The 25,492-nt window shown below is 73.5% G+C and carries 19 protein-coding genes and 2 pseudogenes; 16 read left to right on the forward strand and 5 right to left on the reverse strand.

What is annotated here, in order from left to right:
- Positions 1 to 57 precede the first annotated feature (57 nt).
- The 4 genes from ACIQGZ_RS08130 to ACIQGZ_RS08145 are packed head-to-tail and all read left to right on the forward strand — an operon-like array spanning position 58 to position 4,217.
- On the forward strand, positions 58 to 1,161 hold the full coding sequence (locus tag ACIQGZ_RS08130) for a FecCD family ABC transporter permease (protein WP_402600073.1): 1,104 nt from the start codon (positions 58 to 60) through the stop codon (positions 1,159 to 1,161).
- Positions 1,158 to 2,231 carry a FecCD family ABC transporter permease gene (locus tag ACIQGZ_RS08135; RefSeq protein ID WP_402600074.1) on the forward strand — a complete coding sequence of 358 codons (1,074 nt, stop codon included), beginning with the start codon at positions 1,158 to 1,160 and terminating at the stop codon, positions 2,229 to 2,231. Before ACIQGZ_RS08130 ends, ACIQGZ_RS08135 begins: the two co-directional genes overlap by 4 nt.
- An 8-nt stretch (positions 2,232 to 2,239) precedes the next feature.
- Entirely contained in the window at positions 2,240 to 3,127 is an 888-nt protein-coding gene (locus tag ACIQGZ_RS08140; RefSeq protein ID WP_402600075.1) for an ABC transporter ATP-binding protein, read from the forward strand.
- Between the two features lie 40 nt (positions 3,128 to 3,167).
- Positions 3,168 to 4,217, forward strand: a complete 1,050-nt coding sequence (locus tag ACIQGZ_RS08145; RefSeq protein WP_402600076.1) for an ABC transporter substrate-binding protein — start codon at positions 3,168 to 3,170, stop codon at positions 4,215 to 4,217.
- Between the two features lie 23 nt (positions 4,218 to 4,240).
- Here the strand turns inward: ACIQGZ_RS08145 and ACIQGZ_RS08150 are convergent, their stop codons facing one another.
- On the reverse strand, positions 4,241 to 5,338 hold the full coding sequence (locus tag ACIQGZ_RS08150; protein ID WP_402600077.1) for a calcium:proton antiporter: 1,098 nt from the start codon (positions 5,336 to 5,338) through the stop codon (positions 4,241 to 4,243).
- A 207-nt stretch (positions 5,339 to 5,545) separates the two neighbouring features.
- On the opposite strand from ACIQGZ_RS08150, the gene ACIQGZ_RS08155 reads away from it, so the two are divergent.
- From ACIQGZ_RS08155 to ACIQGZ_RS08190, 8 genes and pseudogenes are all read left to right on the forward strand, one after another.
- Entirely contained in the window at positions 5,546 to 6,631 is a 1,086-nt protein-coding gene (locus ACIQGZ_RS08155) for an LLM class flavin-dependent oxidoreductase (RefSeq protein ID WP_402600719.1), read from the forward strand.
- Positions 6,632 to 6,652: 21 nt separating this feature from the next.
- Entirely contained in the window at positions 6,653 to 7,273 is a 621-nt protein-coding gene (locus tag ACIQGZ_RS08160) for an FMN reductase (RefSeq protein WP_402600078.1), read from the forward strand.
- A gap of 187 nt (positions 7,274 to 7,460) precedes the next feature.
- The gene (locus ACIQGZ_RS08165) at positions 7,461 to 9,878 is read left to right on the forward strand and encodes an FUSC family protein (RefSeq protein WP_402600079.1); all 2,418 of its coding nucleotides are present in this window, start codon (positions 7,461 to 7,463) and stop codon (positions 9,876 to 9,878) included.
- 170 nt (positions 9,879 to 10,048) lie between these two features.
- Positions 10,049 to 10,525: pseudogene (locus ACIQGZ_RS08170) on the forward strand (discoidin domain-containing protein); the annotation flags it as partial.
- Between the two features lie 75 nt (positions 10,526 to 10,600).
- Positions 10,601 to 11,848: pseudogene (locus ACIQGZ_RS08175) on the forward strand (beta-1,3-glucanase family protein); the annotation flags it as partial.
- A gap of 167 nt (positions 11,849 to 12,015) precedes the next feature.
- A complete protein-coding gene (locus ACIQGZ_RS08180) occupies positions 12,016 to 13,098 on the forward strand; it encodes a Rieske 2Fe-2S domain-containing protein (RefSeq protein ID WP_402600080.1) in 1,083 nt (360 codons plus the stop codon).
- A 720-nt stretch (positions 13,099 to 13,818) separates the two neighbouring features.
- Positions 13,819 to 14,619, forward strand: a complete 801-nt coding sequence (locus ACIQGZ_RS08185; protein ID WP_402600081.1) for an adenosylcobinamide amidohydrolase — start codon at positions 13,819 to 13,821, stop codon at positions 14,617 to 14,619.
- Positions 14,620 to 14,666: 47 nt separating this feature from the next.
- A complete protein-coding gene (locus ACIQGZ_RS08190) occupies positions 14,667 to 15,917 on the forward strand; it encodes a DUF4032 domain-containing protein (protein ID WP_402600082.1) in 1,251 nt (416 codons plus the stop codon).
- A gap of 48 nt (positions 15,918 to 15,965) precedes the next feature.
- Here ACIQGZ_RS08190 and ACIQGZ_RS08195 read toward each other — a convergent pair whose 3' ends face one another.
- The 3 genes from ACIQGZ_RS08195 to ACIQGZ_RS08205 form a co-directional block, all read right to left on the reverse strand.
- Positions 15,966 to 18,311 carry a glycoside hydrolase family 65 protein gene (locus tag ACIQGZ_RS08195; RefSeq protein ID WP_402600083.1) on the reverse strand — a complete coding sequence of 782 codons (2,346 nt, stop codon included), beginning with the start codon at positions 18,309 to 18,311 and terminating at the stop codon, positions 15,966 to 15,968.
- The gene (locus ACIQGZ_RS08200) at positions 18,308 to 19,051 is read right to left on the reverse strand and encodes an HAD family hydrolase (RefSeq protein ID WP_402600084.1); all 744 of its coding nucleotides are present in this window, start codon (positions 19,049 to 19,051) and stop codon (positions 18,308 to 18,310) included. Before ACIQGZ_RS08200 ends, ACIQGZ_RS08195 begins: the two co-directional genes overlap by 4 nt.
- A gap of 100 nt (positions 19,052 to 19,151) precedes the next feature.
- Complete coding sequence (locus ACIQGZ_RS08205) at positions 19,152 to 20,120, reverse strand: pseudouridine synthase (protein ID WP_402600085.1); 969 nt, start codon at positions 20,118 to 20,120, stop codon at positions 19,152 to 19,154.
- A 144-nt stretch (positions 20,121 to 20,264) separates the two neighbouring features.
- Here ACIQGZ_RS08205 and ACIQGZ_RS08210 point away from each other — a divergent pair, with 144 nt between their 5' ends.
- Positions 20,265 to 21,074 (forward strand): hypothetical protein, encoded by an 810-nt coding sequence (locus ACIQGZ_RS08210; protein WP_402600086.1) that lies wholly within the window; start codon positions 20,265 to 20,267, stop codon positions 21,072 to 21,074.
- Between the two features lie 69 nt (positions 21,075 to 21,143).
- Here ACIQGZ_RS08210 and ACIQGZ_RS08215 read toward each other — a convergent pair whose 3' ends face one another.
- A complete protein-coding gene (locus ACIQGZ_RS08215) occupies positions 21,144 to 22,022 on the reverse strand; it encodes an LLM class F420-dependent oxidoreductase (RefSeq protein ID WP_402600087.1) in 879 nt (292 codons plus the stop codon).
- Positions 22,023 to 22,167: 145 nt separating this feature from the next.
- Between ACIQGZ_RS08215 and ACIQGZ_RS08220 the strand changes: the two genes are divergently transcribed.
- The 3 genes from ACIQGZ_RS08220 (at position 22,168) to ACIQGZ_RS08230 (ending at position 25,450) form a co-directional block, all read left to right on the forward strand.
- Positions 22,168 to 23,118: a deoxyribonuclease IV gene (locus tag ACIQGZ_RS08220; RefSeq protein ID WP_402600088.1), complete on the forward strand. Its 951-nt coding sequence runs from the start codon at positions 22,168 to 22,170 to the stop codon at positions 23,116 to 23,118.
- An 83-nt stretch (positions 23,119 to 23,201) separates the two neighbouring features.
- Complete coding sequence (locus tag ACIQGZ_RS08225; RefSeq protein ID WP_402600720.1) at positions 23,202 to 24,329, forward strand: SPFH domain-containing protein; 1,128 nt, start codon at positions 23,202 to 23,204, stop codon at positions 24,327 to 24,329.
- A gap of 14 nt (positions 24,330 to 24,343) precedes the next feature.
- Entirely contained in the window at positions 24,344 to 25,450 is a 1,107-nt protein-coding gene (locus tag ACIQGZ_RS08230; protein ID WP_402600089.1) for a hypothetical protein, read from the forward strand.
- Positions 25,451 to 25,492 lie beyond the last annotated feature (42 nt).

Consider the following 25,492-nt stretch of genomic DNA (forward strand, 5'->3'; position numbering starts at 1 on the left):
CTCCCCTTATTCAGTCTCGGATGAACCCCGCCCGGGGGAGTCCGCCGAGGAGCACCTGTGGACCTTCTGCCAGCCCGCGCGGGCACCGCACCCCAGCGGCCCCGACCACCCGCCGCACCCCGGCGGCAGGCGCCGCCGCGCCCCACCGCGCCGCGCGTCGGCGCCCCCACCCTCGGGCTGGGCCTGGTGGTACTCACGGCGCTACTGGTGCTGGCACTGGTGGCCAGCCTCGCCGTCGGCGCCAAGAGCGTACCGGCGGGCACCGTGCTGGACGCCGTCTTCCACCACGACCCGGACAACGCGGACCAGCTGATCGTGACCTCGCTGCGCCTGCCGCGCACCGTGATCGGCCTGCTGGCCGGTGCGGCGCTGGGCCTGGCCGGGACGGTGATGCAGGGTCTGGCCCGCAATCCGCTCGCCGACCCGGGCATCCTCGGCGTCAACTCCGGCGCCGCGCTGGCGGTGGTGGTCGGGATCTCGGTCTTCAAGATCACCTCCTTCACCGGCTATGTGTGGTTCGCCTTCGTGGGCGCGGCCGCCGCCGCCGTCCTGGTCTACTGGATCGCCTCGCTGGGCCGGGAGGGCGCCACCCCGGTCAAGCTGGCCCTCGCGGGCGGCGTGTGCAGCGCCGCGCTCACCTCGCTGACCACCGCCGTGCTGCTGACCGACACCGCCACCTTCGACCGGTTCCGGTTCTGGGAGGTCGGCGCGCTGGCCGGCCGCGACCTGTCGGTGGCCGCCCAGGCCGCGCCGTTCATCGCGGTGGGGGTGCTGCTGGCCCTGGGCTCCGGACGGATACTCAACACCCTCGGCCTCGGTGAGGACACCGCGCGCGGCCTGGGTCAGAACGTGGTCGCGGCCCGGCTGTACTGCGCCGTCGCGGTGGTGCTGCTCTGCGGCGCGGCCACCGCGATGGCCGGGCCGATCGGCTTCGTCGGGCTCACCGTCCCGCACGCCGTACGCCTGGTCACCGGCCCGGACCACCGCTGGATACTGCCGTACTCGATGCTGCTCGCCCCGGTGCTGCTGCTGGCCTCCGACGTGCTCGGCCGGGTGGTGGCCCGGCCCGGTGAGATCCAGGTCGGCATCGTCACCGCCGTCGTCGGAGCCCCCGTGTTCGTCGCCCTCGTCCGCCGCCGCAAGAGTCCAGAGCTGTCATGACGACCCCACCGATATCCGCCGCCCGCCGCCCGGTGCCGGCCGCCGCGATCCGGACCGTCACCCTCGCCCGCACCGGCCCCCGGCTGCGCACCCTGGCGGTCGCCGGGGCGGTCGTCGGCGTCGGCGTCGTGCTGCTCTGCGTGGCGCTGTCGATCGGCAGCTACCCGGTGCCGCTGCCCGAGGTGCTGCGGGCGCTGGCCGGCCGCGGCAGCGCCGGGGCCGACTTCATCGTCAACGGCGTCCGGCTGCCGCGCGCGGTCACCGCGCTGGCCACCGGAGCGGCCTTCGGCCTGTCCGGGGCGATCTTCCAGACCCTGATCCGCAACCCGCTGGCCAGCCCCGATGTCATCGGCATCACCTCGGGCGCCAGCGCGGCGGCGGTGATCGCGATCGTGGTGTTCGGCCTCGGCGGGGCGGCCGTCTCGATCAGCGCCGTCGCCGGGGCGCTGGCCACCGCCGTACTGATCTACCTGCTGGCCTGGCGGCGCGGGGTCCACGGCTACCGGCTGGTGCTGGTCGGCATCGGCGTCTCCGCCGCGCTCTCCGGCGTCGTCTCCTATCTGATGACCCGGGCCGAGGTCTACACCGCCGAGCAGGCGATGGTCTGGCTCACCGGCAGCCTGGCGGGCAGCGACTGGTCACGGGTCCGCCCGCTGCTGGGCTGCCTGGCGGTGCTCGTCCCGGCCGCCGCGCTGGCCGCCCGTACGCTGCCCGCGCTCACCCTGGGCGACGACTTCGCCAAGGGCCTGGGCGTACGGGTGGAGCGCGGCCGGCTGGCGCTGATCCTCACCGGGGTGGCCCTGGCGGCGGTGGCGACCGCCGCCGCCGGACCGGTGGCGTTCGTCGCCTTCCTGTCCGGGCCGCTGGCCCGGCTGCTGATCCACGGCCGCAGCCCGGGGCTGGCACTGTCCTCGCTGATCGGCGGGGTGCTGATGCTGGGCTGCGATGTGGCGGGACAGCACCTGTTCGGGGCGACCGAGTTCCCGGTCGGAGTGATCACCGGAGTGCTGGGTGCCCCGTGCCTGCTGTGGCTGCTGGCCCGAGCCAACCGGGTCGGTACGGGGGGATGACGCAAACCATGACGAGCGCGACAAGGACGGCAGCGGTGGCAGAGGCAGAGCTGACCGGTACGGCGGCGGGACCGGAGGCGGACGGGGCGCGGGCGGCCCTGTCGGCCGGTGGCCTGCGGCTGGGCTACGACCAGCGGGAGGTGGTCGGCGGCGTCACCCTGGACATCCCGCCCGGCCGGGTCACCATGATCGTCGGCCCCAACGCCTGCGGGAAGTCCACCCTGCTGCGCGGCCTCGCCAGGCTGCTGCCGCCCCGCTCCGGCGAGGTGCTGCTCGACGGCCGGGACATCCACCGGATGCCCACCAAGGAGGTCGCCGCGCGGCTCGGCATCCTGCCGCAGACACCCGTCGCCCCCGACGGCATCCGGGTCAGCGACCTGGTCGGCCGGGGCCGCTATCCGCACCAGGGCTGGTTCCGCCGCTGGACCGCCGAGGACGACGAGATCGTGGCCGAGGCGCTGACCGCCACCGACACGCTGGACCTCGCCGCCCGTACCGTCGACGAGCTCTCCGGCGGCCAGCGGCAGCGCGTCTGGATCGCCGTCGCCCTGGCCCAGCGCACCGAACTGCTGCTGCTGGACGAGCCCACCACCTACCTCGACCTGCCGCACCAGGTCGAGGTGCTGGACCTGCTCACCGACCTCAACCGGGACCGGGGCACCACCGTGGTCACCGTGCTGCACGACCTCAACCTGGCCTGCCGCTACGGCGACCACCTGATCGCCATGAAGGACGGCCGGATCGCCGCCGAGGGCCTGCCCGCCGAGGTGGTCACCGAGGAGTCCGTACGGGAGATCTTCGGCATGGACTGCCGGGTCGTCACCGACGAGGTCTCCGGCACCCCGCTGGTCCTCCCGATCGGCCGCCACCACGCCCGGCCCACCGCCGCCGTCTGACCCGGCCGCCCCCTCCACACGTACGAAAGGCACCCGCAGCATGCACAGCACCAAGGCCGCCCCCCTCACCGGCCCCGCCCTGGACGCCCGCTTCGCCGAGATCGTGGCCTCGCTCGGCCGACGCGGACTGCTGGCCGGAGCCGGCGGACTGGCCCTGGCCGCGCTGACCGGCTGCGGCGAGGGCAGCCCCGCCGCCCCGGTCGGCAGCGAGTCGGCCACCCGCACCCTGCGCGGCGCGGACGGTGAGGTCACCGTCCCCACCCATCCGCGCCGGGTGGTGTGCCTGGACTACTTCACCGCCATCTTCCTGGTCGAGCTGGGCCTGCCGCCGGTCGGCGGCATCGACTTCAGCTGGGTCGACGACACCTCGATGTACCCCGCGTACGTGGCGCCGCTGCGGGCCGTCAAGCCGATCGGGGAGATCACCAAGACGGACATCGAGCGGGTCGCCGCGCTCCGCCCCGACCTGGTGCTCGGCCCCAAGCCGGGCAGCCGCTACGACAACTCGCCCGGCGCCATGAAGAAGGCCGCCGCGCTCGCCCCGGTCTTCGCCGTCGACTTCGGCAACACCGGCGACTGGCGCGGGCCGCTGGCCGACACCGCCCGCGCGGTCAACCGCACCGCCGAGCACGACCGGCTCAAGGCCGCCTACCAGGCCGACATCCAGCGGGTCCGGGCCGCCCACGGCGACCTGCTGGCGCGGACCAGGGTCGGCGTGCTCAGCTACGCCCAGGACGGTACGTACGCGCTGGACCTGCCGGACGCCGGCGACGGGGTGATCCTGCGTGACCTCGGCCTGGCCTGGGGGCGGGCCTCCGCCGCCAACGGCAGCAACAACCGGGAGCTGTCGCTGGAGGAGCTGGGGCGGCTGGACGACTGCGACCTGCTGCTGTACCGGGCCGACAGCAAGGGTGTGCCGGGCAACGGCCTGGACGCGGTGACCAGGCTTCCGGCGTGGCGGCGGCTGCCGGCGGTGCGGGCCGGGCACGCGTACCCGATCGGCTGGAACGACGTGTGCGGCTACCGGTGGGCGCAGCAGGCGGTCGCTGACTTCGAGGGGGCGATGAAGAAGTACACGGGCGGTGTGTGACGCGGCCCCTGCCGGGGCCGGGCTCAGGGGCTGACGGCGAGGACCAGGTAGGCGGCCAGGATGGTGAGGTGGACGCCGCCCTGCAACGGGGTGGCCCGGCCGGGGATGACGGTGAGGGTGCCCACCGCGACGGTGAGGGCCAGCAGCACCAGATGGGTCGCGCCCAGGCCGAGGATCAGCGGGCCGTTGAGCCAGACCGAGGCCACCGCCACCGCCGGGATGGTCAGCCCGATGCTGGCCATGGCCGAGCCGAGCGCCAGGTTGAGGCTGGTCTGCACCCGGTCCCGGTTGGCGGCGCGCACCGCCGCGATGGTCTCCGGGAGCAGCACCAGCATCGCGATCACCACGCCGACCACCGAGGCGGGCAGTCCGGCGGCGGCCACCCCGGACTCGATCGTCGGGGACTCCACCTTGGCCAGCCCGACCACCCCGACCAGCGCCGGGAGCAGCAGCACCAGGCTGAGCAGCGCGGTGCGGGCCGACGGCGGGTCGGCGTGGCCGTCGGCGTCGATCACCTCGCCGTGCGCGGTCACCGGGAGGAAGTAGTCCCGGTGCCGGATGGTCTGGGTGGTCACGAACAGCCCGTACAGGACCACCGCGGCCGCCGCCGCGAAGACCAGCTGGGTGGGGGAGAACTGCGGCCCCGGCCGCTGGGTGAAGGTCGGCAGCGCCAGGCTCAGCGTGGCCACGGTGGCGACGGTGGCCAGCGCCGCGCCGGTGCCCTCCGGGTTGAAGACCGCCACCCGCCGCCGCAGCGCCCCCACCAGCAGGCAGACCCCCACGATGCCATTGCAGGTGATCATCACCGCCGCGAACACGGTGTCCCGGGCCAGCGTCTCGGCCTTGTCGCCGCCGTCCGCCATCAGGGTGACGATCAGCGCCACCTCGATGATCGTCACCGCCACGGCCAGCAGCAGCGACCCGAACGGCTCGCCCACCCGGTGCGCCACCACCTCCGCGTGGTGCACGGCGGCCAGTACCGAGCCGACCAGGAAGCAGCCCACCAGCGCGATCAGGACGATGGGCAGTGAGCGGCCCCAGGTGAACGCCAGCAGCACGACCGCGAGCACCGGCACGACGACCGTCCAGTGCAGGGCGCGCGGACGCAGGTGAACGACCATGGACCGGAGCTTGGCAGATCACTCCGGGGCCTTTGTGGAGACACTTCCGGAATGTCCGGTACTGCACCGAGGTGCATCAACGGCTGACCGCTGGCCTTCCCGGCCCGTGGCCTGCCCGGCCGGGGTGCGGGAGTGTCGGGGAATAGGGGCGGCCGGCGTGTTGCTGCATTCGTTGAACAGTCAACTAGAGAGGCGACGATGAACGCGATGCAGTTCGGGATCTTCACCGTCGGTGATGTCACCCCCGATCCGACCACCGGCCGCACGCCCACCGAGCATGAGCGGATCAAGGCCATGACGGCCATCGCGCTCAAGGCCGAGGAGGTCGGCCTGGACGTCTTCGCCACCGGCGAGCACCACAACCCGCCGTTCGTCCCGTCCTCCCCGACCACCATGCTCGGCTGGATCGCCGCCCGCACCGAGCGGCTCATCCTCTCCACCGCCACCACGCTGATCACCACCAGCGACCCGGTGAAGATCGCCGAGGACTTCGCCATGCTCCAGCACCTGGCGGACGGCCGCGTCGACCTGATGCTCGGCCGTGGCAACACCGGCCCGGTCTACCCGTGGTTCGGCAAGGACATCCGGCAGGGCATCCCGCTGGCGATCGAGAACTACGCCCTGCTGCACCGGCTGTGGCGCGAGGACGTGGTGGACTGGCAGGGCCGCTTCCGCACCCCGCTCCAGGGCTTCACCGCCACCCCGCGCCCGCTGGACGGCACCCCGCCGTTCGTCTGGCACGGCTCCATCCGCAGCCCCGAGATCGCCGAACAGGCCGCCTACTACGGCGACGGCTTCTTCGCCAACAACATCTTCTGGCCCAAGGAGCACTTCAAGCGGCTGATCGGCCTCTACCGGGAGCGCTACGCCCACTACGGCCACGGCACCCCCGAGCAGGCCGTCGTCGGGCTCGGCGGCCAGGTCTTCATGCGGCCCAACTCCCAGGACGCGGTCCGCGAATTCCGCCCGTACTTCGACAACGCGCCCGTGTACGGACACGGCCCGTCGTTGGAGGAGTTCGCTGAAGCGACCCCGCTCACCGTGGGCAGCCCGCAGCAGGTCATCGAGAAGACGCTGGCCTTCCGCGAGACCTTCGGTGACTACCAGCGCCAGCTGTTCCTGATGGACCACGCCGGGCTGCCGCTGAAGACCGTACTGGAGCAGCTGGACATCCTCGGTGAGCAGGTCGTGCCGGTCCTGCGCAAGGAGTTCGCCGCCGGCCGCCCCGCCGGTACGGCCGATGCCCCCACCCACGCCGCGCTGGTCGCCCGCCGCGACGCCGCCGCAGTCTGACCCCCCTCCGGAGGAGAGCCCATGCAGCCCCTGAAGCTCGTCGCCGTCTCGGCCGGCCTCAGCCGGCCGTCGTCCACCCGGCTGCTGGCCGACCGGCTGGCCGAGTCGGCCCGCCGGCAGCTGGCCGGCACCGGCCGCCCGGTCGAGGTCCGGGTCGTCGAGCTGCGGGAACTGGCCACCGAGATCGCCCACAACCTGGTGACCGGCTTCCCCGGCGCCGCCCTGGGCGCCGCGGTGCGGGCCGTCACCGAGGCGGACGGCCTGATCGCGGTCACGCCGATCTTCACCGCCTCGTACAGCGGGCTGTTCAAGTCCTTCTTCGACGTCATCGACAACACCGCACTGGTCGGCAAGCCGGTGCTGATCGCGGCCACCGGCGGCACCGCCCGGCACTCCCTGGCGCTGGAGCACGCGCTGCGTCCGCTCTTCGCCTATCTGCGGGCGGTGGTGGTGCCCACCGCCGTCTACGCCGCCTCCGAGGACTGGGGCAGCGGCGGCGGCGCCGGGCAGGACCTGGCCGCCCGGGTCGACCGGGGTGCCGCCGAACTGGCCGCCCTGCTGGCCGCCCGCCCGGCCGCCGCCGAGCAGCCCGAGTCCGTCGTCCCCTTCGCACAGCAGCTCGCCGCCCTCCGCGTCGACTGACCGCCCGCCGCCCGGCCGCCCGCGCATGGTGCCGCCGGGCGGCTGGCTGCGGGCCCCGCCCGCCGTTGCGCCGTTCCGCCGGACGGGCCGCCGGCCCGACCGATCTCGGCCGCCCCGGGTGAGAATGGCTGGCAGAGGACGGGACAGGTGACAGGTGGCATCGGACTCGGGGAGCGCGGTCGGCGGTATGGGACGGGTACGGCAGGCGGGGGCGGATCTCTGGGACCGCTTCGTCGCCGCCGACCCCGGCCTGATCCGGCTGCTGGCCGCGGCCAACACGGTCGGTGCGATCGTCTGCACCCTGGCGGTGCTCGCCGCCCTGCACACGGCCGTGCCGCTGCTGGTGGTCGGCGCCGTGACCACCATGGCGTCCTCCTTCGCCCTCACCGAGCCCCGGCTGCGCGACCAGGCGGTGACCCTGGCGTTCGGACTGCCGACCGCGCTGTCCTCGGTGGCCCTGGCCTCCGTCCTGTCCCGCTACCGGGCCGCCGCCGACCTGACCTTCGTCCTGCTGATCTTCGGCGCGGTGTACGTCCGCCGGTTCGGGCCGCGCGGCACCGGGCTGGGCCTGATCGCCTTCCAGCTCTTCTTCGTCGCGCAGTTCGTCCAGGCCGGGCCGGCCATGCTGCCGCAGCTCTGCGGGGTGGTGGCGGTCTCCTTCGCCAGCTCGGCCCTGGTCCGGTTCGGCATCGTACGGGCCACCCCCGAGCGCACCCTCGGGCGGTTGCAGCAGGCCTTCCGGGTACGGCTGGGACGGGTGCTCGCCAGCCTGACCGAGGTGGCCGCGCCGGACCGGCGGCAACCGCTGGCCGACCGCACGGTCACCGACCTGCACCGCGCCACCGCCCGGCTGCACGAGTGCGCGCTGATGATCCAGAGCCGGCTGGAGTCCGGCACCGCCAGCGCCGCCACCGCCACCCTGGTCCAGCGCCGGGTGGCCGAGGCCGAGATCGCCGCCGAACGGCTGGGCATCCTGCTGATGCGGGCCGTGGAGCAGGGCGGCGACATCGCCGACTACACCCTCACCCTGCACCTGCCCGGCCACCTGCCGAACACGGGCACGGTCACCCCGGCCGCCGAGGAGCCCGACGCCGCCGCGCTGCGCAAGCTGGAGCGGGAGCTGCGCGCGCTCGGCCTGCTGGTCGGCGGTACGGCGGCGGCGCGCCGGGGGACCGGCTACGCCGTGGTCCGCAACCGGCTGCTGGGCTACCGCGACGACCGGCGGCTGCCGGACGCCTCACCGGCGGTGCAGGAGGCCTTCCGGGCGGTCGGTGAGCTGGCCCGCGCCCTGCTCGGCCTCTACCTGGCGCTGGACGAGGAGGCGGACAGCACCGACGACAGCCCGGAGACCCAGCGCTCCCGCGAGGAGCTGGAGGCGGAGGACGTCAGCCTCTCCTCCGCCGAGCAGGAGAGCGGCGCCGCCCCCGCCACCGGCCTGGCCCGCCCCTCCACCCGGACCGCCTGCCAGGTCGCGGTGGGCTCCGCGCTGGCCATCCTCGGCGGTGAGCTGCTCTCCCCGCAGCGCTGGTACTGGGCCGTCCTGACCTGCTGGGTGGTCTTCGTCAACACCGCGTCCACCGGCGAGGTGATGATCAAGGGCTCCCGGCGGCTGGTCGGCACCGTGGTCGGCGTCGTCGCCGGGCTCGGCCTGGCCACGCTGGTCGGCGGTGACCCCTGGCTGGCCTTCGTACTGGTGATCGTCTGCATCTTCGGCATGTCGTTCACCGCGCCGCTGTCGTACACGCTGATGTCCTTCTTCATCACCATGATGCTGGGCCTGCTCTACACCCTGCTGCACACCTTCAGCCCGGCCGTCCTGGTGCTGCGGATCGAGGAGACGGCGCTCGGCGCCACCTGCGGGCTGATCGCCGCCGTCCTGGTGCTGCCGATCGGCACCGGCCGGCGGACGGACGAGCAGCTGGGCCAGGTGCTGCAACGGCTGCGCGAGGTGCTCGCCCAGTCCGTCGCCCAGCTCAGCGGCGCCCCGGCCGCCGACCTGCTGGACCGGGCCCGCGACCTGGACACCGCGCTCGACGGCCTGCGCCGCTCGGTCAAACCGCTCACCCACCCGGTCAGCCCGCTGCGGGCCCGGCGGCGCAACGCCCGCTATGTGATGGGCCTGCTGGAGACCTGCGCCTACCACGGCCGCAGTCTGGCGGCCACCGCCGAACTGGTCCCGGAGAGCCTGCGCATCGGCGCCGACCCCCGGCTGGCTCGGGCCACCGGCCGGGTGGACCGCAATCTGCGGCTGCTGGCCGGCTACATCACCGGGGGCGGCGAGGAGCGGCCGGTCCTGGAGAGCGGGCCCAATGTCGCCGTGCTGCTCCGGGACGCCGCCGGGGGCAGCGAGGCCGGAGCGGGCAGTGTCTCGCTGCGGGTGCTGCGGCATCTGCAACGGCTGGACGAGGCCGTGCTCGGGCTGGCCCGCCCGCTCGGCCTCAGGACCACCGACACCGACCGCCCCGACCCGGAAGGCGAACGCCCCGACCGGGAAGGCGACCGCCCTGAATCGGAAGGCGACCGCCCCGACCCGGAAGGCTCGGGCCGGAAAAGCCCTGACCGCGACCGCCGCGACCCCAAGGGGAGTTCCACGGCCGCGGAATGAAAGCGGGGCGCGGGGCCGGATATCACGCCGACGATTCTTGACATGTACCTTGACGCCGCAGAACCGGGGTTGTAGACATCACCTCAGAGAGCGCTCTCAAAGGTGATTCCACCCCTCACCGAGGATGATCCCCACCCGGTTCAGGAGACCTCATGTCAGGCAACAGTCCCATGCTGCTGCACAGGCCCTTAAGGCGTGGCGGGCCACGGCCCTACTACGTCGTCGCTCTGCTGACCGCGCTGCTGGCGAGCCTGGTGCTCGTCGTCGCGCAGTCGCCGGCCCACGCGGCCGGCACCCTGCTCTCCCAGGGCAAGACGGCCACCGCGTCCTCCGCCGAGAACGCCGACACCTCCGCGTCGGCCGCCGTCGACGGCAATGCCGCCACCCGCTGGTCCAGCGCGTTCGCCGACCCGCAGTGGCTCCAGGTCGACCTCGGCGCCAGTGCGTCGATCAGTCAGGTCGGGCTCAACTGGGAGGCGGCGTACGCGACCGCGTTCCAGATCCAGGTGTCCGACACCGGTACCGGCAACTGGACCACGGTCTACTCGACCACCACCGGCACCGGCGGCAACCAGACGCTGAACGTCTCCGGCACCGGCCGCTATGTGCGGGTGTACGGCACCCAGCGGGCCACCCCGTACGGCTACTCGCTGTACGAGTTCCAGGTCTACGGCTCGTTCACGGCGGGCGGCGGCTGCGGCACCGGCAACGCGGCGCTGAACCGCCCGGCGACCACCTCCTCCACCGAGAACGCCGGCACCCCCGCGTCGGCCGCCGTCGACGGCAACACCGGCACCCGCTGGTCCAGCGCGGCCGGCGACCCGCAGTGGCTCCAGGTCGACCTGGGCAGCTCCCAGCAGATCTGCCAGGTGGCGCTGAACTGGGAGGCGGCGTACGCGACCGCGTTCCAGATCCAGGTGTCCGACACCGGTACCGGCAACTGGACCACGGTCTACTCGACCACCACCGGCACCGGCGGCAACCAGACGCTGAACGTCTCCGGCACCGGCCGCTATGTGCGGGTCTACGGCACCCAGCGGGCCACCGTGTACGGCTACTCGCTCTGGGAGTTCGTCGTGCACACGGGCACGCCGAGCACCAACCCGCCGACCACTCCGCCGACCACCCCGCCCACCACGCCGAGTGACCCGGGTTCGTTCTGGGGCGACACCAGCAGCATCCCCGCCGCCAAGAACGTCGTCATGCTCAAGATCCTCAACCGGACGAACGGCAAGTACCCGGACAGCCAGGTCTACTGGAGCTACAACGGGCAGGTCCACTCGATCGCGGACCAGCCGTACTTCGACATGCCCGTCAACTCCGCCGGGCGGATGTACTTCTACCTCGGCTCCCCGAACAGCCAGTACTACGACTTCATCGAGTTCACCGTCGGGGCGAACGTCTTCAACGGCAACACCACCCGGGTCGACGCGTTCGGTCTGAAGCTCGCGATGCGGCTGCACTCCCGCGACGGCAACGACGTCTCGGTGGGTGAGGACCAGGCGACCTTCGCCGAGGACCGGTCGGCCACCTTCCAGAAGTTCATCAACGAGGTGCCGTCGCAGTTCAAGGTGCTGGCGCAGACCCAGGCCCCCTACCGGATCATCGCACCCGGCAGCGACCCGAGTTTCCGGACCGGCGGCGTGAATGCGAACTACTTCACCGCTTATGCGAACTCGGTCGGCGTGAATGCCCCCACGTCGGACATCTTCGGCTGCGCCGGAACGCTTTCCGAGAATCCCGGAATGTGCTCCGCGCTCAACCGGCACGTGGCCACCCTGCCGCAGTCCCAGTGGTCCGACCCGAACCAGTACTACCAGACCGGGCCGGCGAACTACTACGCCAAGTTCTGGCACGACCACAGCATCAACAAGCTGGCGTACGGATTCCCGTACGACGACTACGCCGGCCAGTCCTCCTTCATCTCGCACAACGACCCGCAGTACCTGCTGATCGCGGTCGGCTGGTAGTCGGGCCCCACCCTGTCCCGCCCCACCCGTGTCACGGCGGCCGTCATCGACGGCCGCCGTGACTTCGGGCGTCCTGGAGCGTTCTCTATGCGTCCGGCCGATCCGTGGTCCGGACGGCGGCGGGGCGGCTCGGGCCGACTGCGCCGCGACCGGCCGGGGAGGGTCGTGTGGGACTTTCGCGCAGCTACGGACGCACCATCAGCCAGGGGCCGACCCCGGCCGACCTGGCACGGGCACCCGGCCTGCCCTACCCGAGCGGCTGGTCGGCGCTGGCCTTCTCCGACGAGCTGAAGCCCGGCGCCGTCCTCACCCGGCCGCTGGCGGGCGAGGACGTGGTGCTCTACCGGACGCGCACCGGTGCGATCCGGGCCGTGCGCCCCTACTGCCCGCACCTCGGCGCCCATCTGGGCCTGTCCGAGGTCGACGGCGACGACCTGGTCTGCCCGTTCCACTTCTTCGCCTTCGGCCCCGACGGCTCCTGCGTCCGTACGGGGTACGGCACGCCGCCGCCGAAGGCGTCGCTGACCGGGCTGCCGGTGCACGAGGTCAACGGCGCGGTCTTCGTCTGGCGGCACCACGACGGGCGGCAGCCGGACTGGGAGATCCCCACCTGGCACCGGATCGGCCACCTGCCCGCTCGGCACGTCACCTGGGAGCTGGCGGGCAACGCCCAGGAGGTCATCGAGAACTCGGTGGACATCGGGCACTTCGCCACCCTGCACGGCTGGGCCAGGGCCGACCTGGGCGCCCCGGTCTCCTACGGCGACACCGCGTTCCATGTGTCGATGCGGGTACGGGAGACCGCGCCGGTGATCGGTGAGTTCGGGGTGGAGGTGGAGGTCGACGGGTACGGCCTCGGCTGCCTGCACGCCGATATGTACACGCCCCGGTTCGGCATCCGGATGTGCACCATGGTGATGCCGACCGCCATCGCGCCCAACCGGATGCAGTTCCGGCAGTCCAACCGCATCGCCCTGGCCGAGCCCGCCCGACTGCCCGCACCCCTCGCGCGTGCGCTCAGCCGCACCGCCGCCCGGCTGCTGGCCCGGCCGCTGTTCCGGTCCAGCTGCGACTTCACGGCTGCGGACTTCCCGATCTGGAACCACAAGAGCTACCAGCACCCCCCACGGCTCGCCCCCGGCGACGGCCCGATCGGCCCCTTCCGCCGCTGGGCCCACCAGTTCTACCCCACCACCCCCCTCCCGGCACCCCTGCCCCCCGACCCCGCCGAGCAACCCGCACCCTCCTGACGAACGCCCCCCCACCAGGTGCGCGAACAACCCGCCCCCACGAAAACCCCAAGCGGACGTCAACCACACCCCACCTGGTCCTTACCCGGGCGCCGCGTCCGGGGTGCCCCCGCCAGGGGCGCGGGGAACTGCGCGAGCAACCCGCCGCCTCCGAGACCCGTAAGCGAACGTCAACCACACCCCACCTGGGCTTTACCCGGGCGCCGCGTCCGGGGTGCCCCCGCCAGGGGCGCGGGGAACTGCGCGAGCAACCCGCCGCCCCGGGAAAGCCGCGAGCGAACGGCAACCACACCCCACCTGGTCCTTACCCGAGCCCCGCGCCCGGGGGCGCCCCCGCCAGGGGCGCGGGGAACTGCGCGAACAACCCGCCACCCCCGAGACCCGTAAGCGAACGTCAACCACACCCCACCTGGGCTTTACCCGGGCCCCGCGTCCGGGGTGCCCCCGCCAGGGGCGCGGGGAACTGCGCGAGCAACCCGCCGCCCTGGGAAAGCCGCGAGCGGACGTCAACCACACCCCACCTGGTCCTTACCCGGGCCCCGCGTCCGGGGGTTCCCCCGCCAGGGGCGCGGGGAACTGCGCGAGCAACCCGCCGCCCCGGGAAAGCCGCGAGCGAACGTCAACCACACCCCACCTGGGCCTCACGCCCGTACCCGAGAGCGACGCCCCCGTGGTATCCGTTGTCGCGGACCCGTACCCCGCACTCCGGAAGGCCCCCGCATGCCCACCCCCCTGCTGCCCACCGCCCGGTCCGAGCCCTTCACCGGGCTGGAGGCGGTGGAGCGGCTGGCCAGGCTGGAGGACGGGGCGTGCCGGCATCTGCTGGTGTGGCGGGCCGGCCCCGGGTGGCGGATGGTCAGCAGCGCCGTGCTCGGCGGCGGCCTCGGCCCGCGCCGCTGGGTGGTGAACGCGCAGGTCCGCCCCGGGTACGACCGGCTGGACCCCCAGCAGCACCTGGCGGACCTGGCCCGCGCCGCCGCCCTGACCGGCCCCGGAGTCGGGCTGATGACGGCCGCGCCGGTGGACGCCTGCACCCGGGCCGTGGACGGCGGGGTGGCGGCGCTGGTGACCACGGGCATCGGCGTGGCGGCGTGGGCGGCGTCCCCGGCGGCGGGCGACCCCGCACCGCAGCCGCCCGGCACCATCAACATCATCGTCGCGGTCCCCGCCCCGCTCTCCGATGCGGCCCTGGTCAACGCGCTGGCCACCGCCACCGAGGCCAAGGTGCAGGCGCTGCTCGACGCCGGGTACGACTGCTCCGGCACCCCCTCCGACGCCGTCTGTGTCGCCGCCCGGGAGCCCGCCCCCGGCGAGCCGGAGCTGCCGTTCGGCGGCCCCCGGTCGCTGTGGGGCGCCCGGCTGGCCCGCGCGGTGCACGCCGCCGTACGCGAGGGGGCGGAGCGGGACGCGGTCCGCCGCGCGTCGGGCGGCCCGGAGGCCGAGCATCCGGTCACCGGGCCCGGCTGCCTCGTCCCGCCGTCCGCCGGGACGCCGGCCCCGGTGAGCGGCGGTCTCGACTGACGGGCCGGGTGTGCACCGCGCCCGGCCGATGTCGCACACTCGTACCCATGAGCTTCCAGATCACCGCCGCCTCGCCGGAGCACCCGGGCCTGCTGCTGGAACTGCCGTGGCGGGTGCCGTTGGAGGAGTGGCCGGAGGAGCACCTGGTCGCGCTGCCCCGGGGCATCTCCCGCCATGTGGTGCGGTTCGCCCGAGCGGGCGGCGAGGTGCTGGCGGTCAAGGAGGTCGGGGAGTTCAACGCGGTGCGCGAGTACGGGCTGCTGCGTGACCTGCACCGGCTGGGGGTGCCGAGCGTGGAGCCGGTGGCGGTGGTCACCGGGCGGTCCGACCGGGGCGGTGAGGCGCTGGAGCCGGTGCTGATCACCAGCCACCTGGGCGGTTCGATGCCGTACCGGGCGATGTTCGAGACCACGATGCGGCCCAGCACTGTGAGCCGGCTGCTGGACGCCATGGCCGTGCTGCTGGTCCGGCTGCACCTGGTGGGCTTCGCCTGGGGCGACTGCTCGCTCTCCAACACCCTCTTCCGGCGTGACGCGGGTGCCTTCGCCGCCTATCTGGTGGACGCGGAGACCGGGCAGATCCAGCCCCGGCTGACGGACGGTCAGCGCGGCTATGACATCGAGATCGCCCGGGTGAACGTCGCCGGGGAGCTGATGGACCTGGAGGCGGGCGGGTCGCTGCACCCCTCGGTCGACCCGGTCTCCTTCGGTGACGCGCTGGCCGCCCGGTACGGCGACCTGTGGCATGAGCTGACCCGGGCGTCGGTCTACTCCCGCAACTTCCGGCACCGCATCGACGACCGCATCCGGCGGCTGAACGACCTCGGCTTCGACGTCGCCGAGATGCAGATCCAGCACTCCCCGGACGGCGCCAAGGTGACCATCCTGCCCAAGGCGGTCGACGCCGGCCACCACCAGCGGCAGCTGCTCCGGCTGACCGGCCTGGACGCGGAGGAGAACCAGGCCCGCAGTCTGCTCAACGACCTGGAGACCTATATGGCCCACCAGGACGACTACCTCCCCGGCGACCCGCTGAGCGCCAGCCGCGAGGTGGTGGCCCACCGCTGGGTGCGGGAGGTGTTCCGGCCCACGGTGCGGCTGGTCCCCGAGGAGCTGCGCAGCCGGATGGACACCGCGCAGCTCTACCACGAGATCCTGGAGCACCGCTGGTACCTCTCCGAGCGGGAGGAGGGCGATGTCGGCCTGGAGCACGCGGTGGACGACTACGTCCGTACCGTCCTGGTGCATGTGCCCGTCCCGGCGGAGGCCGTCCCCATGGAGGCCGCCCCGGCGGAGTGACGGCGGCGGCCTCCGGCACCGGCCGACCCGCCGCCCGCCCCGCTCCGGTCAGCCGCGGCGGCCGGGCCGCCGCCCCGGAGGCTGCCGGGGCTCCGGGCGCGCGGCGGGCTCCGGCACCGGGCACTGCTGCGGCGCCTTCTCGGAGACCATGAACGACTTGCCGTAGTGCTGGATCTCCAGCGGCGCCCCCTCGACCAGCGAGTAGGTGGCCACCGAGTCGGTGATCTCCACCCGCAGCCGCCGCCCCAGCACCTGGATGCGGAAGGCGATCCGGGCGAGCTTCTCCGGCAACCGGGGCGAGAAGCCCAGCGTGTCACCGCAGTGCCGCAGCCCCCCGAAGCCCGCCACCAGGGCGATCCAGGTGCCCGCCAGTGAGGCGATGTGCAGCCCGTCGCGGGTGTTGCGCTCCAGGTCCTTGAGGTCCATCAGGGCCGCTTCGCCCAGGTAGTCGTAGGCCAGCCGCAGATGGCCGACCTCCGCCGCGATCACGGCCTGGCAGCAGGCGGAGAGCGAGGAGTCCCGTACGGTCAGCGCCTCGTAGTAGGCGAAGTTCCGCGCCTTCTGCTCCGTGTCGAACGCATCGCTGCGCAGATACATCGCCAGCACCAGATCGGCCTGCTTGACCACCTGCTTGCGGTACAGGTCGAAGTACGGGAAGTGCAGCAGCAGCGGGTACTGGTCGGGGTGGGTGGCGTTGAAGTCCCACGTCTGGTGCTCGGTGTAGCCGGCCGACTGCTCGTGCACCTCCAGCGTCTTGTTGTACGGGATGTTCATCGCGTCGGCCGCGTCCCGCCAGGCGGAGGTCTCCTCGTCGTCCACGCCCAGCTCGGCGCCCTGGTCCGGGTGGCGCTCGACCACGTCGGCGGCGGCCCGCAGGTTCGACTGGGCCATCAGGTTGGTGTACGTGTTGTCGTCCGCCACCGCGCTGTACTCGTCCGGCCCGGTGACGCCGTCGATGTGGAAGCGGCCCCGGTGGTCGTGGTGCCCCAGCGAGCGCCACAGCCGGGCGGTCTCCACCAGCAGCTCGACGGAGGTCTCCCGCTCGAACGCCTCGTCGCCGGTGAGCGCGACATAGCGCACGGCGGCGTCCGCGACATCGGCGTTGACATGGAAGGCGGCGGTGCCGGCCGGCCAGTAGGCGGAGCACTCCTGCCCGTCGATGGTCCGCCAGGGGAAGGTGGCGCCGCCCAGGCCGAGCTGCTGGGCCCGCTGCCGGGCGGCGGGCAGCGTGGACTGCCGCCAGCGCAGCGCCTCCGCGACGGAGGACGGCGAGGTGCAGGTGAGCATCGGCAGTACGAAGGTCTCGGTGTCCCAGAAGGAGTGCCCGTCGTAGCCGGAACCGGTCAGGCCCTTGGCCGGGATGGCCCGCTCCTCCGCCCGAGCGCCCGCCTGGAGCACATGGAAGAGGGCGAACCGCACGGCCTGCTGGATCTCCGCGTCGCCGTCCACCTCGACGTCCGCCCGCCCCCAGAAGTCGTCCAGGTAGCGGCGCTGGTGGTCGACCAGGCCCTGCCAGCCGGTGCTGTTGGCGCCCGCGAGCGCCGCCTCCACCTGGTCCCGTACGGCGGGCAGCGAGCGGACTCCCGACCAGCCGTAGGAGACCAGCTTCTCCAGCCGCAGCGCCTCGCCCGGCTTCAGCACCGATGTGACGGTGAACCGGCCGACGTCCGGGGCGCTCTCGCTGGAGGTGCGGGTGGACTCCGGCCCGTTGACGATGTGGTCGGCCGCCGCCGCCACCCGCAGCCCGCTGCGCGCGGTGCAGTGCACCAGCCGCAGCCGGGTGCCGTCGGCGTAGTCCTCCTCCGGCTGGAGCGGGGACTCCAGCGCGGCGGCCACCCGGGGGTCGCCGCCGGTCTGCGGCAGTTGCTCGTTGGCGACCAGCTCGGACTGGACGACCACCCGGATCTCGGAGTCCACCGGCTCCACCTCGTAGGCGACCGCGCAGATGGCCCGCTGGGTGAAGGAGACCATCCGGGTGGAGCGCACCTGCACGGTCCGCCCGGCCGGGGAGGTCCAGACACAGGTGCGGTGCAGCAGGCCGCTGCGCAGGTCGAGCACCCGCTCATGGGAGCGCAGCCTGCCGTAGCGCAGGTCGAACGGCTCGTCGTCCACCAGCAGCCGGATCAGCTTGCCGTTGGTGACATTGATGATGGTCTGCCCGGACTCCGGATAGCCGAAGCCGGCCTCCGCGTACGGCAGCGGACGCAGCTCGTGCACGCCGTTGAGGTAGGAGCCGGGCAGGCCGTGCGGCTCGCCCTCGTCCAGGTTGCCGCGCCAGCCGACATGGCCGTTGGAGAGCGCGAAGACCGACTCGCTCTGCGGCAGCACGTCCAGGTTGAGCTCGGACTCGCGTACGCTCCACGGCTCGACGACATACGAGGGATGGGTGATCACGCCCGTGCCTCCAGCAGCTCGGCCAGGTCCTGCACGACGGTGTCGGCGCCGTGCTCGCGCAGCGCGTCGGCCTGGCCGACCCGGTCGACGCCGACCACGAAGCCGAAGCGGCCGGCCCGGCCCGCGTCCATACCGGCCAGCGCGTCCTCGAAGACCGCCGCCGCGTCGGGGGCGACGCCCAGCTCGCGGGCGGCCTCCAGAAAGGTGTCCGGGTGCGGCTTGCCGGGCAGTTTGCGGTCGGCGGCGACCACACCGTCGATCCGCACCTCGAACAGCTGCTCGATGCCGGCCGAGACCAGCACATCACGGCAGTTGGCACTGGAGGAGACCACCGCCGTCCGCAGGCCCGCCGCGCGCACCGCCTCCGCGAAGCGCACCGAGCCCTGGTACGCCTCCACGCCGTCCTGGCGGATCTTGGCCAGCACCAGGACGTTCTTCCGGTTGCCCAGGCCCTGGACGGTGTCGCGCTCCGGCGGGTCGTCGTCCGAGCCGTCCGGCAGCTCGATGCCCCGGGAGGCCAGGAAGGTACGCACCCCGTCGGCGCGCGGCCGCCCGTCCACGTACTCGTCGTAGTCGGCCACCGGGTCGAACGGTCGGAAGCCGGCCCCGTCCCGGCGCCGCAGGAAGTCGTCGAACATCTCCTTCCACGCGGCCGCGTGGACCACCGCCGTCTTGGTCAGTACACCGTCGAGGTCGAACAGGCAGGCCCGGATACCGTCCGGGAGGCCGAGCTTCGTCATGGGTGGTCCCTCCCCGCCCGACCCGGAGCGCATGCCTGGAACCGGCCCTTCTCGCCCAGGCGGCTGCCCGCGGCCGCCACCGCCGGCAGCTGAACCGGCGTCAGCATCCGGCCCCCGCAGCGCCGTCCGCAGCGGCCCACTCCCCGTGGTGTGACCAGGACCGCAGCGTGCGCCGGCTCTCGAAGCGGCGCGGCACCCCGCTGACCGGGTCGGTGAACTCCAGCACCCGGGCCAGCAACTGCAACGGCCGGCGGAAGTCGCCCGGCGCCGGATCGGGCAGCAGCGCCGGATACACCGGGTCGCCCAGGATCGGGAGGCCGAGGCCGCTCATGTGCAGCCGCAGCTGGTGGGTGCGGCCGGTCAGCGGCAGCAGCCGGTAGCGGCCGAGGCCGCCGCGCCGCTCCAGCAGCTCGATCCGGCTCTCGGCGTTGGGCGGCCCCGGCTCCTCCCGGGCGGCTATCACCCCCCGCTCCTTGACGATCCGGCTGCGGACCGTGCGCGGCAGCGGGACGGCCGGGTCGTACGGCGCCACCGCCTCGTACTCCTTGCGCACCAGCCGGTCCCGGAAGAGCGTCTGGTAGGCCCCGCGCAGCTCCGGCGTGACCACGAACATCACCAGCCCGGCGGTCAGCCGGTCCAGCCGGTGCGCCGGGCTGAGGGCGGGCAGGCCCAGCTCCCGCCGCAGTCGCGTCAGGGCGGTCTCGGTGACATGGCTGCCGCGCGGGGTGGTGGACAGGAAGTGCGGCTTGTCCACCACCAGCAGATGGTCATCGCGGTGCAGCACCTCGACGCCGTACGGCACCGGCACCTCGGGCGGCAGCTCCCGGTGGAACCAGAGGAACGCCTCCGGTACGAAGGGGGCGTCCGGCTCGATCGGGCCGTCCACCGCGAAGACCGCCCGCTCCCGCAGCATCGCGTCGATCCGCCCGGCGGGCACGGCCGGCAGCCGGTCCACCAGGTGGTCCCGGACCGTCGCCCACGGGCCGGCGGCGGGCAGCCGCAACCGCACCGGGTCCACCCCGGCGCGCTGCGGCAGGGGCGACGGCGGCACCCTCGGCTTGCGTCTCATCGGGGCCAGCCTAGGCGGGGGGTCGGACAACGGCGGCCGGCCCGGACCCGAGCGGACCCCTGACCAGCGGTCAGGGGCACGGCAGGGGCGAGTGGGGGATCTTCCCGATGCCCGGCGCGGGTCGCCGTCGGCAGGATTCAGGGCATGCCGAAGAACACCGCACACCACGCCCGCCGGACCGCCGCCGCCGTCGCGGCCACCGCCGCCCTCGGGCTGACCCTCACCGCCGTCACCCCGGCCGCAGCCGCCGCACCGCCCGCCGCCGCACCGCCCGCCGCCGCACCGCCCGCCGCCGCACCGGAGCTGCCGGACCCGGCCGCGTACGCCGACTGCCCCACCCGGCTGCCCGCCGGCGCCGACCCCGCCCAGTGGCGCTGCGAGATCACCGTCGCCCGGGGCAGCATCACCCTCGGCGGTGTCAAGCCGGCGGAGATCAAGCCCATCACCCTGGTCCACGCGGAGGGCCCGCTGCCCGGCGGCGACTGGGACCAGGTCTTCGGCGGCCTGCGGGCCGACGCCACCCCGGTGCCCGGCGGACTGCTCGGCCTGCCGGGCACTGGCGGACCCGGACCGCTGCCGGGCCTGTCGGTCCAGCCCGAGTACGGCGGCTACGCGGACTTCCTCGGCACCGGTACGGACAAGGGCGGCCTGGCCCTCAAGTTCCGCCTGGTCTCCCCGCTGCTCAACCGGCGCTGCTCCATCGGCACCGACCGCGACCCGGTGGTGCTGCACCTCAGCCGCGCGGGCGACAGCCGGTGGCTCTCCCAGGACCCGCCGCTGGTCGCCTTCGACGCCTACGACCACACGCTGACCGCCCCGGCGGCCACCGGCTGCGGCCCGCTCGGCGCCGCTCTGAACCACCGCTTCGCCCTGCCCGCCCCCTCCGGCGTCAGCAGGATCGACTACACCGCGCACTACACCTTCCGCAGCTACGACCAGCTCCGCGCCTCCTGACCCGCACCGGCACCGGCACCGGCTGCGGAACGCGGGACCGGCCGGGCGTCGCCTGGCCGCCGGGGGTGGTCAGGAGGCGCCCAGGTCCAGCAGCGCCGCGAGCCGCCGCCACTGGGCGCGCGGCAGCCGCGCGTGCTCCGTGCCGGTCACCACCTGGAGCGCCACATGGTCCGCGCCCGCCGCGTGGAACTCCGCCACCCGGGCGCGCACCCGGTCGTCATCGCCCCAGGCGATCAGCGCGTCCACCAGCCGGTCGCTGCCGCCGTCCCGGAAGTCGTCGTCGCCGAAGCCCAGCCGCCGCAGGTTGGCGGTGTAGTTGGGCAGCTCCAGGTAGTACGTGACGATGCCGCGCCCCAGCGTGCGCGCCCGCTCCGGGTCGCTCTCCAGCACCACCTTGAGCTCCGGGGCCAGCAGCGGCCCGTCGCCCAGCATCTCCCGCGCCTGCGCGGTGTGCTCGGCGGTGACCAGGTACGGATGCGCCCCGGCGGACCTGGCCGCCGACAGCCGCAGCATCTTCGGTCCCAGCGCGGCCAGCACCCGCTCCCCGACGGGCACCGGCGTCGGCGCCGCGTCCAGCGCGTCCAGATACGCCCGCATCGCGGAGTACGGCCGCCGGTAGTCGGCGGCCAGCTTGGCGTGGCTGGCACCCAGGCCCAGCAGGAAGCGGCCCGGGTGCTCCTTGGCCAGCCGGGCGTGTGCCTCGGCCACGTCGGCGGCCTCGTGCTGCCAGATGCTGAGGATGCCGGTCGCCACCACGATCCGCGAGGTGGCCTCGATCAGCCGCGCCGCATGGCCCACATCGCTGCTGCCACCCACCCAGAGCGCGCCGTAGCCCAGCTCCTCCAGCTCCGCGACCGCCTCGGCGACCTCGGCGCGCACCGCAGGTTGGTCGGCGCGCAGCGCCGAACTCCAGATGCCGACCGTGCCCACTGCCTGCCTGAGTGCCATGGTGCGTTCCCCTCGTCGTGCGCCGTATCCGACTCTGTACGCCCCGGGAACGCGGCACGCCGAGCGGCCTATTCCGGCGGCCCGCCGTTCGGGTGAGCCGGACGCCGTACCGGCCGCTCCCGCCCGCCGTGGCATGCTCGGACGCATGGACGCCCCCGCCCCCGCCCCCGGCGCGCAGCCGCCGCCCGCCCGCCGCAACCCGGTGGGGGCGCATGTGCCGGTTGCCGGGCGCGGCCTGGTGGGGACCGGGCTGGCGTACGCGCGGCGGGTCGGCGCCGAGGCGGTGCAGGTGTTCGTCGCCAACCCGCGCGGCTGGGCCACCCCGGCGGGCGACCCGGCGCAGGACGCGGCCTTCCGGGACGCCTGCGCCGAGCAGGGCATCCCGGCGTACGTCCACGCGCCCTACCTGATCAACTTCGGCTCGGACAACGCGGCCACCCGCGAGCGGTCGGCCGTCTCGCTGCGCCACTCGCTGCTGCGGGCCCACGCCATCGGCGCGCGCGGCGTGGTGGTGCACACCGGCTCGGCGGTCGGCGCGGCGGCGGACGGCGGCTCGCGGTACGCGGAGGCGATGGCCCAGGTCCGGGCGGACGTACGGCCGCTGCTGGACGAGCTGGACCGGCTCGGGGCGGACGCGCCGTGGCTGCTGCTGGAGCCGACCGCCGGGCAGGGCAGCTCGCTCTGCTCCCGGCTGGAGCAACTGGCCGAGTACGCCGACGCGCTGGACCGGCACCCGCTGGTCGGCGTCTGTCTGGACACCTGCCATGCCTTCGCCGCCGGGCACGACCTGGCCGCGCCGGGCGGGGTCAAGGAGGCGCTGGACGTATTGGTTGCCGCGGTCGGTCCGGGGCGGCTGCGGCTGATCCACGCCAATGACTCCAAGGACGTCGCCGGGGCCCGCAAGGACCGGCACGCCAACATCGGCGCCGGGCGGATCGGCGCCGAGCCGTTCGGCGAGCTGTTCCGGCACCCGGCGACCAGCGGCGTCCCGCTGGTGGTGGAGACCCCGGACCGGCACCCCGACCGGGAGGGCGGCGGTCACGCCGCCGACATCGCCTGCCTCAAGGCGCTGCGGGAGCTGCCACCGGGGGCCTGATCGGCTGTCGGTGCCGGTTGCTATGGTTCCCTGGCGCGTTTCAGCACCCAGAACGAAAACGGGGGAGTGTGGCCGTGGGCCTGATGGACCGCATCCGCGGTGAGTTCATCGACATCGTCGAGTGGACCGATGACAGCCGGGACACCATCGTGTGGCGCTTCCCGCGCTACGAGAACGAGATCAAGATGGGGGCCAAGCTCGTCGTCCGCGAGTCCCAGGTCGCGGTCTTCGTCAACGAGGGCCAGATCGCGGACGTCTTCAAGCCCGGCACCTACACCCTGGAGACGCAGAACCTCCCGCTGCTGGCCACCCTGAAGGGCTGGAAGTACGGCTTCCACTCGCCCTTCAAGGCCGAGGTCTACTTCGTCACCACCCGTCAGTTCACCGACATGAAGTGGGGCACCCAGAACCCCGTCATCGTCCGTGACGCCGAATTCGGCATGGTCCGGCTGCGGGCCTTCGGCGCCTTCGCCGCCCGGGTGGTCGACGCCGCCGCGCTGCTGCGCGAGCTGGCCGGCACCGATCCGCAGTTCCGCACCGAGGAGGTGCAGGAGTACCTGCGGCAGCTGATCGTCGGCCGGCTGGGCAACGCGCTGGCCACCGCCGGGGTCCCGATGCTGGATCTGGCGACCCAGCAGGACGCGATCGGCACCAAGCTGGCCGGTGTCCTCACCGAGGAGCTGGCCTCGGTCGGCATCGCCATCCCCAAGTTCATCATCGAGAACATCTCGCTGCCGCCCGAGGTCGAGCAGGCCATCGACACCCGCTCCCGGATGGGCATCGCGGGCAACCTCGACCAGTACACCCAGTTCCAGGCGGCCAATGCGATCGGTGACGCCGCCCGCAACCCCGGCGGCGGCGCCGGTGAGGGCATCGGGCTGGGCCTCGGCATGGCGATGGGCCAGCGGATGGCGGCCGGCCTCAGCCCGCAGCAGGCACCCGCCGCCGCCGCCGTCCCGGCCCAGGCACCCGCACCCGCCGCCGGGCCGCCGCCGCTGCCGGTGCAGCAGCAGTGGTACATCGGGGTTGGCGGCGCCCAGCAGGGTCCGTACGACACCGCCGCGCTGAGCGGCCTGGTCGGCGCGGGCACCCTGACCCGCACCACCCTGGTCTGGCACAACGGCATGTCCGGCTGGCTCCCGGCCGAGCAGGTGCCCGAGGTGGGCGGCCTGTTCGCCAGCGTCCCGCCGCCGCTTCCGCCGCAGGTCTGAGAGCGAGGACCGCCATGACCGACGACCAGAGCACCACAGCGGCCACCGCCTCCCAGTCCTACCCGTGCCAGGCGTGCGGCGCCACCGTGGAGTACGCCCCGGGCACGGACGCGATGCGCTGCCCCTACTGCAAGCACGAGCAGGCGATCGTCCCCGTCCCCCGGCAGGTGCGCGAGCACGACTACGCGGAGCTGGCGAGCCTGCCCGCCAAGCCGCTGGCCACCCCGGGCGGCGTCAAGGTCTTCGTCTGCCCCGGCTGCCACGCCCGCACCGAGAGCGACACGCTCTCGGTGCGCTGCCAGTTCTGCGCCACGCCCCTGGTGGCGGACGCCGGGGCCACCGAGCGGGTCGTCCCGGAGGCGGTCGTCCCGTTCGGCATGGACCGCGAGGCGGCCCGTTCCGCGCTGCGCAAGTGGACGTCGTCGCGCTGGTTCGCCCCCTCGGGGCTGAAGAAGGTCACCGAGGCGGAGACCTTCAAGGGCAGCTACCTGCCGCACTGGACGTACGACGCGAACACCGTCTCGGACTACACCGGCCAGCGCGGCGAGTACTACTACGAGACCCAGACATACACCGTCACCGAGAACGGCGAGAGCCGCACCGAGACCCGCGAGGTGCGGCACACCCGCTGGTATCCGGCCTCCGGCACGGTCAGCCGGGGCTTCGACGACGTGCTGGTGCCCGGCACCGGCCACGTCAAGTCCGACCAGCTGGAGAAGCTCACCCCCTGGCCGCTGGAGGAGGCCAAGCCGTACCAGGAGGAGTACCTGGCGGGCTTCCAGACGGTGCGCTACGACATCGAGCCGGAGGACGGCCTGGTGGCGGCCAAGGAGCAGATGGCGCCGGTCATCGCCGCCGACTGCCGGGAGGACATCGGCGGTGACGAGCAGCGGGTGGCCTCGGTGGACACCCGCTACTTCGACCTCACCTTCAAGCTGATGCTGCTCCCGGTGTGGTTCCTCACCTATCTGCACGCGGGCAGGAGCTGGCAGGTGATGGTGAACGCCCGCACCGGCGAGGTGATCGGGGAGCGCCCGTACAGCAAGGGCAAGATCTTCCTGGCGGTGCTGGTGGCGCTCGCCGTCATCGCCGTGGTCGTGCTGCTGGTGAACCGGAAGTAGGGCGGACGCCGGTGGTACGCGGGGTCGCCCGCGTACCACCGG

Origin of the sequence: Streptomyces sp. NPDC092296, assembly GCF_044755465.1 — a bacterium.
Lineage (GTDB): Bacteria > Actinomycetota > Actinomycetes > Streptomycetales > Streptomycetaceae > Peterkaempfera.

Bases quoted from the DNA above. Each gene is read 5' to 3' on its own strand.
- ACIQGZ_RS08135 (WP_402600074.1), top strand. From the start codon at position 1,158: ATGACGACCCCACCGATATCCGCCGCCCGCCGCCCGGTGCCGGCCGCC.
- ACIQGZ_RS08140 (WP_402600075.1), top strand. From the start codon at position 2,240: ATGACGAGCGCGACAAGGACGGCAGCGGTGGCAGAGGCAGAGCTGACC.
- ACIQGZ_RS08145 (WP_402600076.1), top strand. From the start codon at position 3,168: ATGCACAGCACCAAGGCCGCCCCCCTCACCGGCCCCGCCCTGGACGCC.
- ACIQGZ_RS08150 (WP_402600077.1), bottom strand. From the start codon at position 5,338: ATGGTCGTTCACCTGCGTCCGCGCGCCCTGCACTGGACGGTCGTCGTG.
- ACIQGZ_RS08155 (WP_402600719.1), top strand. From the start codon at position 5,546: ATGCAGTTCGGGATCTTCACCGTCGGTGATGTCACCCCCGATCCGACC.
- ACIQGZ_RS08160 (WP_402600078.1), top strand. From the start codon at position 6,653: ATGCAGCCCCTGAAGCTCGTCGCCGTCTCGGCCGGCCTCAGCCGGCCG.
- ACIQGZ_RS08165 (WP_402600079.1), top strand. From the start codon at position 7,461: ATGGGACGGGTACGGCAGGCGGGGGCGGATCTCTGGGACCGCTTCGTC.
- ACIQGZ_RS08185 (WP_402600081.1), top strand. From the start codon at position 13,819: ATGCCCACCCCCCTGCTGCCCACCGCCCGGTCCGAGCCCTTCACCGGG.
- ACIQGZ_RS08190 (WP_402600082.1), top strand. From the start codon at position 14,667: ATGAGCTTCCAGATCACCGCCGCCTCGCCGGAGCACCCGGGCCTGCTG.
- ACIQGZ_RS08200 (WP_402600084.1), bottom strand. From the start codon at position 19,051: ATGACGAAGCTCGGCCTCCCGGACGGTATCCGGGCCTGCCTGTTCGAC.
- ACIQGZ_RS08205 (WP_402600085.1), bottom strand. From the start codon at position 20,120: ATGAGACGCAAGCCGAGGGTGCCGCCGTCGCCCCTGCCGCAGCGCGCC.
- ACIQGZ_RS08210 (WP_402600086.1), top strand. From the start codon at position 20,265: ATGCCGAAGAACACCGCACACCACGCCCGCCGGACCGCCGCCGCCGTC.
- ACIQGZ_RS08215 (WP_402600087.1), bottom strand. From the start codon at position 22,022: ATGGCACTCAGGCAGGCAGTGGGCACGGTCGGCATCTGGAGTTCGGCG.
- ACIQGZ_RS08220 (WP_402600088.1), top strand. From the start codon at position 22,168: ATGGACGCCCCCGCCCCCGCCCCCGGCGCGCAGCCGCCGCCCGCCCGC.
- ACIQGZ_RS08225 (WP_402600720.1), top strand. From the start codon at position 23,202: ATGGACCGCATCCGCGGTGAGTTCATCGACATCGTCGAGTGGACCGAT.
- ACIQGZ_RS08230 (WP_402600089.1), top strand. From the start codon at position 24,344: ATGACCGACGACCAGAGCACCACAGCGGCCACCGCCTCCCAGTCCTAC.